Raw genomic sequence first — 16008 nt, 5'->3', positions numbered from 1 at the left:
GTCCATCGCCGCCCGCGCCGCGCGCCTGCATGGCGGCGAACTGCTGCTGGCCAACCGCTCGGGCGGTGGCTTCACCGCGACGCTGCGGCTGCCCGCGCATCCGCGCTGAACTGCTGCGGCCTTCTTTTCGCAGGAAAGGTATTCACGCGCTCAGGGGCCGCGCTTCGCGCCACCTGCGCGACTGTGCTTACAATGCCGCGGCGCCTGCGCTATGCCGACGGCGCCTGGCAAGGGGGACAATCGGATGAATCCAGGGACTGCGCAGGCGCCGCCGAGTTCGCTGCGCGTGATCGCCCGTCGCCTGCGCGACGGCCGGCTGGCGCGGCTGGTCGCAAGCTACGGCGAATACCACGTCTCGGTGCGCCGCGCCCTGCTGCTGGGACTGGCGATCCTCTGGTGCCTGTACTGGCAATACCTGGCCGGCCCGTCGCACTCGAAGCGGGTGCTCGAGCACGAGGCCACGCTGCTGCGTCCCTGGGCGGAGCTGTTCTTCGCCGCCAGCCTGGCCTGGATGGCTGCCGTGCGCCTGCGCGTAGTGCGCACCACCGAGCTGGTCGACGGCATCGCCGCGGCGGTGAACGTGCTTGGCATCGGCGCGTTGCTCGGCCTGGCGTGGAACCTGTGCATCTCGATCGTCACGCTGTTGCCGCTGACGACCATCATGGTCGGCACGCGCTTCGGCCGAGGCATGTTCTTCGGGTTCATGACCGGCTCGGTGCTGGTACTGGGGCTGGCGGCGCCGCCGCACTACTGGGTGGACCGGCCGGCGTTCGTGCCGTTCGCACTGGTGCTGCTGGTCGGGCTGCCGCTGACCGTCTACCGGCTGCTCGGCGCGATCTCGGCGGTGTCGCAGTCGGCGCTGCACTCGCGCGACGCGCAGAGCCGCTTCATCGCCACCATGAGCCACGAGCTGCGCACCCCGCTCAACACCGTGGTGCACGCCGCCTCGCTGATCGATACCGCGGCGCTGGATGCCTCCGACCGCCAGCTGATGCACGCGCTGCGCGCCAATGCGAGCGCGCTGCTGCAGCGGGTCAACGACGTGCTCGACGTGGCCGCGATCGACGCCGGCCGGCTGCACTTCAGCCGCGAACCGTTCCTGGTCGCCAACGTGCTCGGCCAGGTGCGCGACGTGGTCGGCCCGCTGGCGCACCAGCGCGGCGTGCGCCTGCGCGTGGTGCAGGGCCGCGGGCTGGACGACGCCCTGCTGGGCGACCCCGGCCGCATCGCGCAGGTGCTGATCAACCTGGGCACGAACGCCGTGAAGTTCACTCCGGCGGGCGGTGACGTCGGCATCGAGGTGCGGCTGGCCGACAACGGCCTGATCCAGCCGCGCCTGCTGTGCACCGTCAGCGACACCGGCAGCGGCGTGCCGGACGAGATGAAGACGCGCATCTTCGAGCCGTTCTACCAGACCAGCGACGGCCTGGTGCGCCGCCACGACGGCACCGGCCTGGGATTGCACATCGTGCGCAGCATCTGCCAGCAGCTCGGCGGCCGCGTCGCGGTGGGCGACAACCCCGGCGGCGGCAGCATCTTCACCGCCGCGCTGCCGCTGGAACGCGCCGCCCCCGAGCAGGCGGTGGTCGAGCCGCTGGACACGGTGACCGCGCTGGACGCCCATCGCGCGCGCGTGCCGGCGATCACCTGCCTGGTGGTCGACGACAACCGCGCCAGCCGCGACACCCTCGGCCACCTGCTGCGCCGCGCCGGCCATCGCGTGCTGTTCGCCGGCAACGGCGAGGAAGGCCTGCAGGCGATGGAAGGGCCGCACCGCCCCGACCTGGTGCTGCTGGACATGCACATGCCCGACCTCTCCGGCCTGGACGTGTTGGCCCGGCGGCGCCCGCGCAAGGACATGCCCGTCGTCATGCTGAGCGCGGACTCCGACCCCGAGGCGATCGAGCAGGCGCTCGCCCATGGCGCCGCGGCCTACCTCACCAAGCCGGTTTCGATCGAACGCCTGCTCGCGCTGCTGCGCCAGGTCGCCGCCAGCGCCGCACCCGCCCACGCGATAGCCGACCTGCCCGCCCCGCCGCGGGAACCGCCCAGGCCGGCGGAAAGCTCGCTCTCGCTGATCTGCCGCATCGCCGCTCCCGAGCAGCGCCGCACCTATCTGCAGAGCTGGCAGAGCGAACTGCAGCAGGACCATGACGAACTCCTCGCCGCCCTGCGCACCCACGACCGCACCGCCACCGCCGCGCACCTGCACCGCCTGCAGAACGCCTTCCTGGTGATGGGGCGCAGCGACGGCGTCGCGCTCTGCGCGCAGTTGCGCGATGCGATCCGCGCCGAACGCGGCATCGAACCGGCATTGACCTCGCTGCAGGCGGAGCTGCAGGCCACCGCAGCCATGCTGCGCGAGCGGCTGGCGGAAGCCGAACCGGCCCCGCAGGCCGATGCGGCCGCTGCCGGCGCTCGTCCCGCCTGAACGGCCAGCCCAGCGGCCACACGGTCTTTTCTCGAAGGGCCAGGTAAGAACCTGCGTAGCTGCAACCGCGCGGCGCCCGGTTTGCGAAGCCCGGACCGCTGCTTGTTGCGCCCTCCCTGCATGACCGGGCGGCGCGCAGCGATGTGCGCCACGCGCAGGCGGTTGTGCTCGTCGCCTTCCAGCCGCACGCGGGCAGGCTGCCCTCCGGGTGGTGTCGTCCGACTCGCCCGTGCGCCTCCGCGGATGGCGCGCGCCGGCGTCCTGGCGCTGCAAACCGCCGGGTCATTGACCGCGATTCACGAGTGGAACAGCCTAGGCCCCGCCTGCCGCCCGCCGAGTCGACCCGCATCCACGATCGGCCACCGACGCGGGCAGGCTGGCCACAGCGATCTTGCAGAAGCGCCCCATGAACCAGCGAAGGCCGACCCGCTCCACGCGTACGCCCCCTCGCAAGCCGACGCGCGCGAACCTCGGTGCGGGCCTGATCACCGGCGCGGCCGACGATGACCCCAGCGGCATCGCCACCTATTCGCAGGCCGGCGCGCAGTTCGGCCTGGCCATGCTGTGGACGGTGTGGTTCACGCTGCCGCTGATGATCGGCATCCAGGCGGTGTGCGCCCACGTCGGACGGGTCACCGGCCGTGGCCTGGCCGCCAACATGAGCCAGCTCTTCCCGCGCCCGCTGACCGCCGCCGTGGTCGTGCTGCTGCTTGCGGCCAACGTGTTCAACCTGGCCGCCGACATCGGCGCGATGGGCGAGGCGACCAGCATGCTGATCGGCGGCAGCGGCGCCCTGTACGCGCTCGCCCTGGCCGTGCTCTCGGTGGTGCTGGAGGTGGCGGTGCCGTTTGCCAGGTATTCGCGCGTGCTCAAGCTGATGACCATCAGCCTGTTCGCCTATGTGCTGACCGCCGCGGTGGTCCACGTGCCGTGGCTCGCGGCATTGCGTCACCTGGTCGTGCCGACGCTGCGGCCGGACCGCTCCTACCTGGTCATGGTCGTGGCCATGTTCGGCACCACGATCAGCCCGTACATGTTCTTCTGGCAGGCCGCGCAGGAGGTCGAGGAAGAGGAGCAGGCGCACGAGGAGCCGCTGCTGCTGCAACCGCAGGATGCGCCGCGCAGCTTCCACCGCATCGACCTGGACACCGTCGTCGGCATGGCCTTCTCCAACGTGGTCGGCTTCTTCGTCGTGCTGGTCGCCGCGGTGGTGCTGCACGGCCACGGCGTCACCGGCATCCACAGCGCCGCCGACGCCGCGCAGGCGCTGCGTCCGCTGGCGGGGCCGTTCGCCGGCGCGGTGTTCGCCACCGGGATCGTCGGCACCGGCCTGCTTGCCATCCCCGTGCTGGCCGGGTCGGGAGCCTACGCGCTCGCCGAGGTCTGCCGCTGGAGCTACGGCCTGGATCGGCGCTTCGGCGAAGCGAAGCTGTTCTACCTGATCATCGTCCTGGCGACCGCCGCCGGCGCGCTGTTGAGCCTTTCGTCGGTGAAACCGATGCGCATGCTGTTCTGGGCCGCCGTGCTCAACGGCGTGGTGTCGATGCCACTGATGGCAGCCGTCATGTACCTGGCCACACGGCACCGCGTGATGGGCAGGCTGGTCGTCAAGGGATGGCTGCGCGCCTTCGGCTGGCTAGCGACCGTCGCCATGGCCGCCGTGGTCGTGGCGATGTTCTTCGGCTGAAGCGCTCGCGCGCCGGCGGAGGCTTCGTCGATGCGCATGGCCGGCGGCCTCCGGGCACTCGCGCATCCGCGGCTGTCGCAGTGTTTTCCGCGACGTCCGGACCTTTGCCGACCGATGCCTGCGCCAGATGGCCATGCGCCGTGGCGCTTGCAGAAACTCGAAAAAAAACCCGCCGGATCCCGGCGGGCTTCGATGGTTCGGGACTGGCTTCCAGTCCCCTTGAGACCAAGCGTCCTGGTCGATGGCAGGCGCTTCGATCCATGGCATTGGCGCGCCCGGAGGGATTCGAACCCCCGACCAATGGCTTCGGAAGCCACTACTCTATCCGGCTGAGCTACGGGCGCGTGGTGTTGCGGGGCCGCGGGGATCGGGTGGATCCGTGGCGGAGGCGCAGTATAGCGGAGTTGCGTGGGCGCGGAATGCGCCGCGGCTTGAGGGCGCCGTGGAGGAAGCCATCTCCTCTCCGCCCTCCCTTGGCGGGAGGGGGCGGGAGCGCGGACGCCGGTACTTCGATTTCCCGGCGCCGCGCCTTGCACTGGAAAACCCTCCCTTCCTGGGAGGGTCTTGGGATGGTCCCGGCGTCAGAGCGGCTTGATCAGCTCGGCGAGCGTGTCGGGCTTGCTCTTGTCGCGGACCAGATGCGGGTACTTGAGGCCCTCGTGGTAGTCCACGCGGATGGTCTTGTACTCGTCGAAGTTCTTCACCAGCAGCTCGACGCTCTGGTTCTTGTCCTTGGCCGCGGCGGTGATGGCGTCCTTGATGGCGTCGCCGGAGTACTCCTTGCCGTTGACCGCGACGATGTTCATGCCGGGGGACAGGCCGGCCTTGAACGCGGGGCCGTCCCACAGCACATCGGCGATGTTGCCGTCCTTGCCCAGCGAGAGCCCGATCGAGTAGGTCAGGTCGGTGAAGTGGCGGCGCGATTCGATCGCCTTGACCGCGGCGGAGGGTTTGTCGGTGTAGACCAGCTTCCAGCCGTGCGACTCGATGCCGCCGATCAGCGGGCCGTGGCCGTCGAGGCGCGTGCGCAGGTAGCTCGCCCAGTCGAACGGCGCGATGTCGTTGAGCGTCTTGACCACGTCCTCGAAGGTATAGGTGTTGACCTTCCAGTCGCCGTTGTTCATGCCGAAGAAGGCGCGCGCGAAGGCGTCGATGTTCTTCTTGTTGCCAGTCAGCTCGCGCAGCTTGCCGTCGACGTCCAGCCAGATCATCTCACCGGCCGAGTAGTAGTCCTCGCTGGCCTGGTAGTTGCGGTACGGCAGCGGGCGGCGCAGGGCGATCGGCGGGTCGTTGGTGGTGTCCTGCACGTTGCGCCAGCTGGCCAGGCCCGGGCGGCCCTTGTCGTAGGTGGCGGCGACGAAGGCCAGCATGTCCAGCGTCTGCTCGGTGTTCCACAGGCCCGAGCGCGCGGCCATGATCTGGCCCCAGAACTGGGTCTGGCCCTCGTACACCCACAACAGGGTGTTGCTCATCGGCACGTTGAAGTTGGGCGTGGTCAGGTCGGCGCCGCGGCGGTACTTGCCGTCCCACGAGTGGTTGAACTCGTGCGAGAAGAGGTCGCGTGCGTAGACGTTCTTGTCCCACTCGGTGAAATAGTCGGCGCTGGTGCCGTCCTCGCTGGAACGGTGGTGCTCCAGGCCGTTGCCGCTCATCTTGTCGCTGAGCGAGGTGAGGAAGTCGTAGTGGTCGTAGTGGTGCGCGCCGTAGAGCTTGTACATCTGCTGCACCAGGTTGCGGTGCGCCTTCAGCTGCTCGGGCTTGATCTCCAGGTATTTCGGGTCGTCGGCGACGATGTCCATGTGCACCGGGGTCTTCGCGCCCGGGTCCAGGTCCACGCGCTTGAAGTACTTGCCGGCGTAGATCGGCGAGTCGACCAGGGCGTTGTAGGTCAGCGGCTTGTAGGTGACGGTGCTGCCGCTGGTGGAGGCGACCTCCAGCGCGGTGCCGGCCTGCCAGCCGGCCGGATAGGTCACGCTGGCCTGCGCCTGGATGTTGCGGATGTTGTAGCCGGCCGGATACAGCGTGACGGTGTTCCACTGCAGGTTGAGCATCTCGGGCGTCATCACGATGCGGCCCTGGCTCTTGTCCTGCGGCGAGAGGTACTCGAAGTAGGCCTGCACTTCGCCCGCGCCCTGCGGCACCTCGACATGGAAGGCGTAGACGTTGAGCGGGTCGCGCGTCCACGGCAGCACCTTGCCGTTGGCCTTGACCACCAATCCCGCGAACTTGTCGATGGGCCCGGTCGGCGAATGGTTGCCGGGAATCCATTGCGGGTAGAGCAGCGTCAGCGGGCCCGGCTGCGCGGGAATGGTTTCGTTGACGCGGAATACGCGATGCGCAAGATCGGTGGCGTCGACGGAGATCTTGATCGTGCCGTTGAACGGGATGTCCTGCGGCGGCGGCACGTCGGCGAGGGCGGGCACGGCAACCAGCGCGAAGCCGGCGGCAAGCAGGGCGGATACGAGGGGCGTGGTTTTCACGGAAGGGGCTCTCCGGTGGTGGTGCTCAAGCTCACCCGTTCGTCCTGAGCGTAGCGCAGCGAAGTCGAAGGACATCCGCCGCGCGCCGGTCCTTCGACTTCGGCCCTGCAGGCCTACGCTCAGGACGAACGGTGAGGGTTGGATGGGTTACTTGCGCGGCGCGGTAATCGCGGTCATTAGGTCCTTGCCGTCCGCACGCACCAGGTGCGGGTATTTCAGGCCGCCGTGGTAGTCGATCTTCACGGTGCTGTAGATGTCCACGTTCTTGACCAGCAGCTCGACCGGCGCGGCGCTGTGCGCAGCTGCGGCGACGGCGTCCTTCAGCGCCTCGGGCGAGTAGTCCTTGCCGTCGACCGCGACGATGGTCAGGCCCGGCACCAGGCCGGCCTTGAATGCCGGGCCGTCCCACTGCACGTCGTAGATGTTGCCGCTCTTGGCGGCGGACAGGCCCAGCGAGTAGGCCAGGCTGACGTGGTGGCGCAGCGACTCGGCGGCCTCCTCTTCGGCATTGGGCCTGTCGGTGTAGGTGAGCTTCCAGCCGCCGCGCTCGATGCCGTGCTCGGGCAATTCGTCGCCGGTGTAGTCCAGACGCGTGCGCAGGAAGCTCTTCCAGTCGTAGGGCTGCACCTGGTCGAGCGCGCCGACCACGTCCTCGAAGGTATAGGTCCTGGTGACGTAGCTGCCGTCGTCCATGCCGAAGAAGGCGCGGGCGAAATCGTCCAGCGAACGCTTGCCGCCGGACAGCTCGCGGATCTGCGTGTCCACGTCCAGCCACAAAAGCTGGCCTTCGGGATAGAAGTCGGTGCCGCGGCGCCAGTTGCCCCAGCCGCCGCCGCCGAAGTAGGTCAGCGGCGCGGCGTCGGCAGTGTCCTGCAGCGAACGCCAGCTGCGGCCGGTGCGCGCGGACATCGCGGCGGCGATGTTGGCCATGGAGTCGCGGTACTGCTCGGCGCTCCACATGCCCGAACGCGCGGTGAGCACGCCGGACCAGTAATCGGTCAGGCCCTCGTAGACCCACAAGAGGTCGTCTTCCTCGACCGTGTTGAAGTCGGGCGCCCACAGCTTGGCCGGGCGGCGGAACTTGCCGCACCAGGAATGCACGTATTCGTGCGGCATCAGGCTGGCCATCAGCGCGTAGGACTTCTCGTCCGTCAGCATGTCCGCCGGCAGGCGGTCGTCGCTGGACTGGTGGTGCTCCAGGCCGAAGTGGCCGGTGTGGTCCGACAGCGTGAGCAGGAAGTCGTAGTGGTCGTAGTGATGCGCGCCGAACAGCCTGTCGGTCTGCTCGATCAGCTCGCGGTGCTGCCTGAGCTGCTTATCGGTGAGCTTGACTTGGTCCGCCTCGTCGGCCACCACGTTGAGGTACACGGGCACCTTGCCCTTGGGAGCGAGGTCCACGCGATTGAAGTGCTCGCCGGCGATCAACGGCGAGTCGACGAAATTGTTGAAACCGAGCGGCTTGAAGGTGGTCGTGGCGCCATCGCGCGACTGCACCTGCATCGCGGTGGCGAATTGCCAGCCCTTGGGCAGCGTCACGGTCGGCTGGATCCGGATCTGCCGCGTGTAGTAGCCGGCCGGGTAGAACGCGACCTGGTTGAACTCCACGTCCACCAGGTTGGGCGTGGACGACGCGCTGGCGCCGAACAGGCCGCCCTCGCCCGGCGAGAGGAACTGGAACTCGAGCTCCAGCGCTCTGGCGCCATCGGGCACGTCCAGGTGCAGCGTGTACATGTCGCGCAGGTCGCGCCGCCACGGCACGCGCTTGCCGTTGGCCGTGACGATCAGGCCGGCGAGGTTGTCGATCGGCCCGGTGGGCGCGTGCTCGCCCGGGATCCACTGCGGGTAGTACAGCGTGAACGCGCCCGGCTTGGCCGGGATGGTCTCGTGCACGCGGAAGATCTTCTTCGGCGCGTCGGTGAGATCGACCTTCAGCGCGAGCATGCCCGGATACGGTTGATCGACCGGCGCCGCCTTCTGCGCATGGGCACCCAGCGAGCAGGCCGCGCCCAGCGCAGCCACCAGCAGCTTCGAACGAACCTCTTTCACGAGCATCCCCTGGCGGACAACAGCGGCGCCTGCGCGCCGATACCTGCCGGGCCGTCACGAGCGGGCGACCAGGCTGTCATCCGATGGTAGGGCGAAGGTCATACGCCTCCCCCTGCCAGAGGTCACGCCGGCAACCATGCGCCGGCGTTTTGCGAAAAGCGCCTCAGACGCGGTCGCGCTCCAGGCGGCTGTGGCGCATGCCGTAGCCCAGGTAGATCACCAGCCCCAGGCTCACCCAGATCAGGAACACCTTCCAGGTGATCGCCGGCAGTTCCGCCAGCAGCCAGATCGAGAACGCTACGCCGACCAGCGGCACCAGCGGCACCCATGGCGTGCGGAAGGCGCGGTGCAGCTCCGGCTTGCGCCTGCGCAGGATCAGCACCGAGGTGCAGATCACGATGAAGGCCGAGAGCACGCCGATGTTCACCAGCTTGGCGACTTCCTCGATCGGCAGCAGGCCGGCCACCAGCGCGGTGAACACGCCGAGCACGATGGTCGGACGATGCGGCGTGCCATAGCGTGGATGCACCTTGGCGAACCAGCCCGGCAGCAGACCGTCGCGCGACAGCGCGAACCAGATGCGCGTGGCGCCGAGCATGAAGGCGAACAGCACGCTGATCAGGCCGAACACCGCCGCCACCGACACCGTCAGCGCTACCCACCGCAGGCCCAACCCGGTGAACGCGTCGGCCACGGGCGCGGCGGTGTTGAGCGTGGTGTAGTGCGCGATGCCGGTGAGCACCAGCGACACGGCCAGGTACATCGCCATCGAGATGCCCAGCGACAGCAGCACCGCGCGCGGCAGGTCGCGCTGCGGGTTCTTCGATTCCTCCGCCGCGGTGGTCAGCGTGTCGTAGCCGAACACCGCGAAGAACACCACCGCCGCCGCCGCCGCCACGCCCTGGAATCCGAAGTGCCCCACGCCATCGGCGCCGACCACCCGCGCGGGGATGAACGGCGCCCAGTTGGCCGGGTTCACGTAGAACGCGCCGATGCCGATCACCAGCACCACCGCCGCCACCTTGATCGCCACCACCAGGGTGTTGAAGCGCGCGCCCCATTCGGTGCGCAGCACCAGCAGCGCCGCCACGCCCAGGGTCACCAGCGAGGCGATCACGTTGAACACGTGTCCTTCGCCCGTGCCGATGGCGCCCTGCGCCCACACCGGTACGTGCAGGCCCAAGCCGGTGAGCGCCGACTGCACGTAGCCGGACCAGCCGATGGCCACCACCGCCACGATCAGCGCGTATTCCAGCAGCAGGTCCCAGCCGATCAGCCACGCCGCCAGCTCGCCCAGCACGGCGTAGCCGTAGGTATAGGCGCTGCCGGTGACCGGGATCATGCCGGCGAACTCGGCATAGCACAGCGCGGCCGCCGCGCTGGCGATGCCGGCGATCAGGAAGGAGAGGATGACCGCGGGGCCGGCGTTGATCGCCGCCTGCTGCCCGGCCAGCACGAACACGCCCACGCCGATGATGCCGCCGATGCCGATGGCGGTGAGTTGCCACAGACCCAGCACGCGGCGGAAATCGCTGCGCCTGCCCACCTCGCCCTGCAACTGCTCGATGGACTTGTGGCGCACCAGCCTGGAAAGAAAATCCATCGCGTATCCCCTTGAGAGCGAGCGGGGATCATAGCGTGTGCTTGCGAGGGCACGGCACTGCCGGGGATTTCGCGTGGCAGGGCGGATAAGTGGCGAGGGATGGGCCTTGAATGGGCTGCTGGGATGCGCTGGCCGCTCCCCTCTTTTGCGGACCCGGGCCTGGCAGCGAAGGCCTCCCCCTCTCCCCAACCCCCGGCTGCGCCGGGGAGAGGGAGCATGGTGGCGCGCTCAGTGCGGGGTGACGGGAAGTGCCTGGGCGGACGGGCGATCGAGCCATGGCAGCGCCAGCGCGCTGAGGCCGAAGACCAGCAGCAGCGCAAGGGCGAGGCGGCCGTCCAGGTGCGCGATGCCGAACCAGCGTCCGCTGGCCCAGGGCAGAACCGCGGTGGCCAGCACGCGTGCGGCTTCGATCCTGCGCACGCCGCGGCGGCCTTCCATCAATGCGCCCAGCGCGGTGAGGCTGGCGACCAGGTAGGCGGCGTAGCCCAGCAGCGTCGGCAGGCCCGCGGTCGCGCTGAGCGCGAGGAACTGCGTGGCCATGCCAAGCATCAGCGCGAACTGGACCAGGCAGTAGAGCGTGAGCGCGCGCGGCATCGGCGGATCGAAGCGCTCGCGATGGATGTCGAAGGCCGGCCTGGGAAAACGCGCCGCCACGTCGGCCGGCCGCCAGCCCGGCGGCTTGAGCCACACCCGCGCCTTGTCGCGCCAGCGCCGCGCATGCCACATGTCCCGGGCCGCCGCCCAGTAGACCTCGGCGTTCGCCCACAAAGGGTTCCAGCTGCGCAGCGGCGCACGGGTGCCGTACACCGGCGGGTCGGTGTCGTCCTCTTCCACGAAGGTGCCGAACAGGCGGTCCCACACGATCAGGATGCCGCCGTAGTTGCGGTCCAGGTAGCGCGCGTTCACCGCGTGGTGCGCGCGGTGGTTGGAGGGCGAGCAGAACACGCGGTCGAACCAGCCCAGCCGCCCGATCTGCTCGGTGTGCACCCAGAACTGGTAGAGCAGGTCGATCAGCGCCACCACCACGAACACCTCGGTGGGAACGCCGGCCAGCGCCATCGGCAGGTAGAACAGCCAGCCCAGCAGCATGCCGCTGCCGGTCTGGCGCAGCGCGGTGGAGAGGTTGTAGTGCTCGCTCTGGTGATGCACCACGTGCGCGGCCCAGAGGATGTTCACCTCGTGCCCGGCACGGTGCAGCCAGTAGTAGAGGAAATCATAGGCAAGCAGCGCGAACACCCAGACGGCGACCTGGTCGACCGGCAGGGTGACCGGCGCCAGGTGTGCGCCGAACCACGCATAGATGCCGATCGACAGCACCTTGCCGAACACGCCCGCGACCTGCGAGATCACGCCCAGCCCGATGCTGCTGATCGCGTCGTTGGCGCGATAGGCCGGCCGCCCGCGCCGGCGCGCCACCAGCCATTCCACGCCGATCAGCGCGAAGAACACCGGCGTGGCGAAGGTGATGATGAGTTCCTGCACGGAGGCTCCAGCGGCCGGCCCGCGCGGTCGTCGCGCCGGGTGCCGATGGTACTGCACGCTGTTCTGGCCGCCTTCGCGGGGAAGCGTCGCGTGCGATCGGCGGACCCTGCCATGCGTTGACTTGCACAACGGCGTCACTTTCGCTTAACGTCGGCCTCACATCGTCTTTCCCCCAAGCTCGACGATGCCGTGGCACGCAACCTTCCCCGGGTCCGGCGTGCCGTCTCCAATGTCCCGATGACCAGCCCTCGAAGGCGCTGGCTGACGGCTATCGCTTGTTCGGAGTTTTCATAACAATGAAGCAGAAGACCTTACTGGCCTCCGCCATCGCAGCCGCGCTCGTGCTGCAGGTTTGGGCAGTTTCCGCACAGGATGCTCCCGCACCGACCCCCGACAACGCCAAGAAGCTGGAAACCATCACGGTGACCGGCTCGCGCATCCGCAGCGTCGACGTAGAGACCGCCCAGCCGGTGTTCACGATGACGCAGCAGGACATCCAGAAGACCGGCCTGACCACCGCCGGCGACATCCTCAACCACCTCGTCGCCGCCAGCGCCACCACCTACGGCAAGGCCAGCGTGCTCGCCTCGAACTTCGAGCAGGGCGGCCAGTACGTCAACATCCGCCACCTGGGCGAACAGCGCGTGCTGGTGCTGGTCAACGGCAAGCGCTGGGCCACCGGCATCGACGGCCTGACCGACGTCTCCAACATCCCCTCCGCGCTGATCCAGCGCGTCGAGGTGCTGAAGGACGGCGCCTCCTCGGTGTACGGCTCCGACGCCATTTCCGGCGTGGTCAACTTCATCCTGAAGGACCGCTACAACGGCGCCGAAGCCAACGCCTACATGGGCCAGAACCAGGGCGGCGACGGCAGCACGCAGAACTACTCGTTCACCCTGGGCAACACGAGCGAGAAGTCCTCGATCGTGTTCAATGCCAACTACAACAAGCAGCAGACCGTCTGGGCGCACGACCGCGACTGGACCAACTACAGCTTCGGCCTGGCCCATCCCACCGACGGCCTCAGCGGCACCGGCCCGTGGGGCCGCTACACCGATCCGGTGACCGGCAAGCAGGTCGTGATCAACCATACCGGCAGCTACGACGGCGTGGGCGTGAGCGAGGACTCGCGCAATCCGGCGAACTACCACGTCGGCGTGACGCAGAACGACCGCTTCAACCCGACCCAGCAGATGATGCTGCGCGTCCCGACCGAGCTGAAGTCGGTGTTCACCCAGGGCCGCTACAACTTCACCGACAACCTGACCCTGAAGGCCACCGGCATGTACTCGGAGCGCAACTCCGTGGCGCAGATCGCCGGTTACCCGCTGAACTCCCGGTCGCAGCCGAACTACCCGGTGTTCATCGACGGCGGCAGCTACTACAACCCGCTGCCGGGCCAGGACCTGAGCTTCGCGCGCCGCACGATCGAGCTGCCGCGCGTCAGCCGCAACAACGCCAAGACCTTCCACTTCGACGCGAGCCTCGAAGGCTACTTCAACGTCGGCGAGCACGAGTGGAACTGGGACGTCGGCACCAACTACAACAAGCTCGACGGCGTGGTCACCAGCACCGGCAACCTGAACCTGGTGGCGCTGAAGAACGCCCTCGGCCCGTCGTTCCTGAATGCCCAGGGCGTCGTGCAGTGCGGCACCGCCGCCAACCCGATCCCGCTGGGCACCAGCCTGTCGGGCGGCCAGTGCACCCCGTTCAACATCCTCGGCGGCCCGAGCGCCTCGACCGCGCAGGCGCTGGCCTACGTCAACTCGATGGGCCAGGCGACCTACAACAACACTTCCAAGTCGTTCTCGGCGAACATCACCGGCGGCCTGTTCAACATGCCGATGGACGCGGGCGAGTTCAGCTTCGCGGCGGGCGTCGAGCACCGCGACGAGTCGGGCTACGACCGTCCGGGCCAGTTCGAGCAGTCCGGCTACTCGACCGACCTGGCGGCCGCCTCGACCGAAGGCCACTACCAGACGAACGAAGCCTACGTCGAGTTCAACGTGCCGGTGCTGCGTGACCTGCCGGGCGCGAAGGAGCTGTCGTTCGACGTCGCCAGCCGCTACTCGCACTACAGCAACTTCGGCGGCACCACCAACAACAAGTACAGCTTCAAGTGGAAGCCGCTCGACGACCTGCTGGTCCGCGGCACCTACGCCGAGGGCTTCCGCGCCCCGACCATCGGCGACATCGCCGGCGGCGGCTCGCAGAGCTTCGACAGCTACACCGATCCGTGCGATACCCGCTACGGCGTGGCGGCGACCAACGCCGCCGTGGCAGCCCGCTGCCAGGCCGCAGGCGTGCCGGCGAACTTCCGCCAGCTCGACACCGCCGGCCAGCCGATCAAGAACGCCGGCGGCACCCAGGGTACGGTGCCGTTCAATGCGGGCGTGGGCAACATCAACCTGCAGCCGGAAGGCGCCACCACCCGCACGCTGGGCCTGGTCTACAGCCCCGCCTACCTGGAAGGCTTCGATGCCAGCCTCGACTGGTACAGCATCAAGGTCAGCAACGTCATCACCAGCATCAGCGCCCAGTTCGTGATGGACCAGTGCCTGGTGCAGAACGTGGCCAGCTGGTGCGGCAACTTCACCCGCGGCGCCAACGGCCAGGTCAACAGCCTCAATCGCGGCAACGCGAACCTGGGTGCGATCGAGACCAAGGGCTACGACTTCGTCGCCCACTACCGCCTGCCGGAGTTCTCGTTCGGCAAGTTCGCCATCACGCTGGATACGACCTACCTCGAGTCGTACAACCAACAGAGCGCGTCGGGTGCGCCGTACGACACCTACGCGGGCACCTGGTCGTACCCGCGCGTGAAGGGCAACCTGAGCCTGGACTGGTCGCTGGGCGACTTCGGCGCGACCTGGGGCCTGCGCTACCAGGGTGCGTTCCGCGACGCCTGCTGGGACGCCAGCGCCGGCATCGAGTGCAACCAGCCGAACTACACCAGCCCGACCTGGGGCGTCATCGGTGCCAACCGCAAGGGCGCCATCGTGTTCAACGATGCGCAGGTGCGTTGGAATGCCCCGTGGAACGCGTCCATCTCGGTGGGCGTGAACAACGTGTTCAACCGTCGCCCGCCGGTGACCTACAGCGTCTCCAACAGCGACGCCAGCTCGTACGATCCGGCTCTGGACCTGACGCGTTACTTCTACGTCGGCTACAACCAGAAGTTCTAAGCAGCACCTCGCCGCAAGGCAATCGGCCGGGGCCCGCAAGGGCCCCGGCTTTTTTTGTGCTTCAGCGCCAGGCGTCCACGGCCTGCCGCCCCAGCCGCGGATCGTCGGTGAAGAACGCATCGATGCCGGCAGCGAGATGCGCCCGGATCTCGGCCAGCGAACCCTGTTCGTGGCGCGTCGCCGGGTCGTCGCCTCGCCACAGGCTGCGCGGCAGGAAGGCGTTCTCCGGGCGGAAGGTCCAGGCGTGCACTTCCAGCCCGGCCGCGTGGGCGTCGCGCACCAGCGGGGTGGGCGGGCCGAGGCGGCCGCTGGCGTCCAGCGGCAGGATCGCGCGCGCGTTCGGACCGATGGCATCGGCGTAGCCGGCCACCTCGCGCAGGCCATCGGGAGTGAGCAGGTCGGCGTAGCGCAGCGTGCCGCCGCTGGCCTGCACGTCCCACGGCTGTACGTCCGGCGCGTCGATCAACTGCAGCAGGCGCACGTTGGGCAGGCTCTCGAGCGCGGCGCGCAGCTGGCGCAGGTTGGCGGTCTCGAAGGACTGGATCACCACCGGCACCTCGCGCGTGCAGGCGTGCGCCTTGAGCGTATCGAGCAGGCGCTGCTCCATCGGCAGGCCCTGCTGCCGGTACCAGGTGCCGTGCTTGATTTCCGGGATCAGCCCCACCGCGCGGCCCAGGCGCGCGTTCTCTGCCGCCAGCAGCGCGACAATTTCCTCCAGTGTGGCGATCGGGTAGTTGCCGTCGTGCGCGGTGCCGCGCAAGGCCGGCAGGCGCTCGCGGGTGCGCAAGGTCTTGAGCTCGGCGAGGGTGAAGTCCTCGGTGAACCAGCCTTCGACCGGCACGCCATCGACGTGCTTGAGCGTGCGCCGCGCGGCGAAGCGCGGGTGCGATGCCACGTCGGTGGTGGCGCCGATCTCGTTCTCGTGGCGCGCGACCAGCACGCCGTCGCGGGTCATCACCAGGTCCGGCTCGATCAGATCGGCGCCATCGGCGATCGCCCGCGCATAGGCGGCCAGCGTGTGCTCGGGCAGGTACGCGCTGGCACCGCGGTGGGCGATCACCTGGGGACACGCGACGAGAGGGCGTTCACTCATG

8 protein-coding genes and 1 tRNA gene are annotated in these 16008 nt (G+C 68.7%); 3 read left to right on the top strand and 6 right to left on the bottom strand.

Going from position 1 to position 16008, the window contains the following annotated elements:
- Positions 1-244 precede the first annotated feature (244 nt).
- A complete protein-coding gene (locus HOQ08_RS09490; protein WP_291193648.1) occupies positions 245-2431 on the top strand; it encodes a sensor histidine kinase in 2187 nt (728 codons plus the stop codon).
- 406 nt (positions 2432-2837) lie between these two features.
- Positions 2838-4118 carry a divalent metal cation transporter gene (locus HOQ08_RS09485; RefSeq protein WP_291193646.1) on the top strand — a complete coding sequence of 427 codons (1281 nt, stop codon included), beginning with the start codon at positions 2838-2840 and terminating at the stop codon, positions 4116-4118.
- Positions 4119-4385: 267 nt separating this feature from the next.
- Here the strand turns inward: HOQ08_RS09485 and HOQ08_RS09480 are convergent.
- The 5 genes from HOQ08_RS09480 to HOQ08_RS09460 all read right to left on the bottom strand — a co-directional run bounded on the left by HOQ08_RS09480 (position 4386) and on the right by HOQ08_RS09460 (position 11729).
- Positions 4386-4462: transfer RNA gene (locus tag HOQ08_RS09480), tRNA-Arg, on the bottom strand.
- Between the two features lie 237 nt (positions 4463-4699).
- On the bottom strand, positions 4700-6598 hold the full coding sequence (locus HOQ08_RS09475; protein ID WP_291193643.1) for a M61 family peptidase: 1899 nt from the start codon (positions 6596-6598) through the stop codon (positions 4700-4702).
- Positions 6599-6745: 147 nt separating this feature from the next.
- A complete protein-coding gene (locus HOQ08_RS09470; protein WP_291193641.1) occupies positions 6746-8650 on the bottom strand; it encodes a M61 family peptidase in 1905 nt (634 codons plus the stop codon).
- A gap of 157 nt (positions 8651-8807) precedes the next feature.
- Complete coding sequence (locus HOQ08_RS09465; protein WP_291193640.1) at positions 8808-10247, bottom strand: amino acid permease; 1440 nt, start codon at positions 10245-10247, stop codon at positions 8808-8810.
- Positions 10248-10475: 228 nt separating this feature from the next.
- Positions 10476-11729 (bottom strand): sterol desaturase family protein, encoded by a 1254-nt coding sequence (locus HOQ08_RS09460; RefSeq protein WP_291193638.1) that lies wholly within the window; start codon positions 11727-11729, stop codon positions 10476-10478.
- A 296-nt stretch (positions 11730-12025) separates the two neighbouring features.
- On the opposite strand from HOQ08_RS09460, the gene HOQ08_RS09455 reads away from it, so the two are divergent.
- The gene (locus tag HOQ08_RS09455) at positions 12026-14914 is read left to right on the top strand and encodes a TonB-dependent receptor (protein ID WP_291193636.1); all 2889 of its coding nucleotides are present in this window, start codon (positions 12026-12028) and stop codon (positions 14912-14914) included.
- A gap of 61 nt (positions 14915-14975) precedes the next feature.
- On the opposite strand, the gene HOQ08_RS09450 is transcribed toward HOQ08_RS09455, so the two are convergent.
- On the bottom strand, positions 14976-16007 hold the full coding sequence (locus HOQ08_RS09450) for a glycerophosphodiester phosphodiesterase (protein WP_291193634.1): 1032 nt from the start codon (positions 16005-16007) through the stop codon (positions 14976-14978).
- Between the last annotated feature and the right edge of the window lies 1 nt (position 16008).

It is taken from the genome of Frateuria sp. (assembly GCF_013362045.1).
Classification (GTDB): Bacteria; Pseudomonadota; Gammaproteobacteria; order Xanthomonadales; family Rhodanobacteraceae; genus Frateuria_A.
This window is presented reverse-complemented; position numbering and strand designations above follow the sequence as displayed.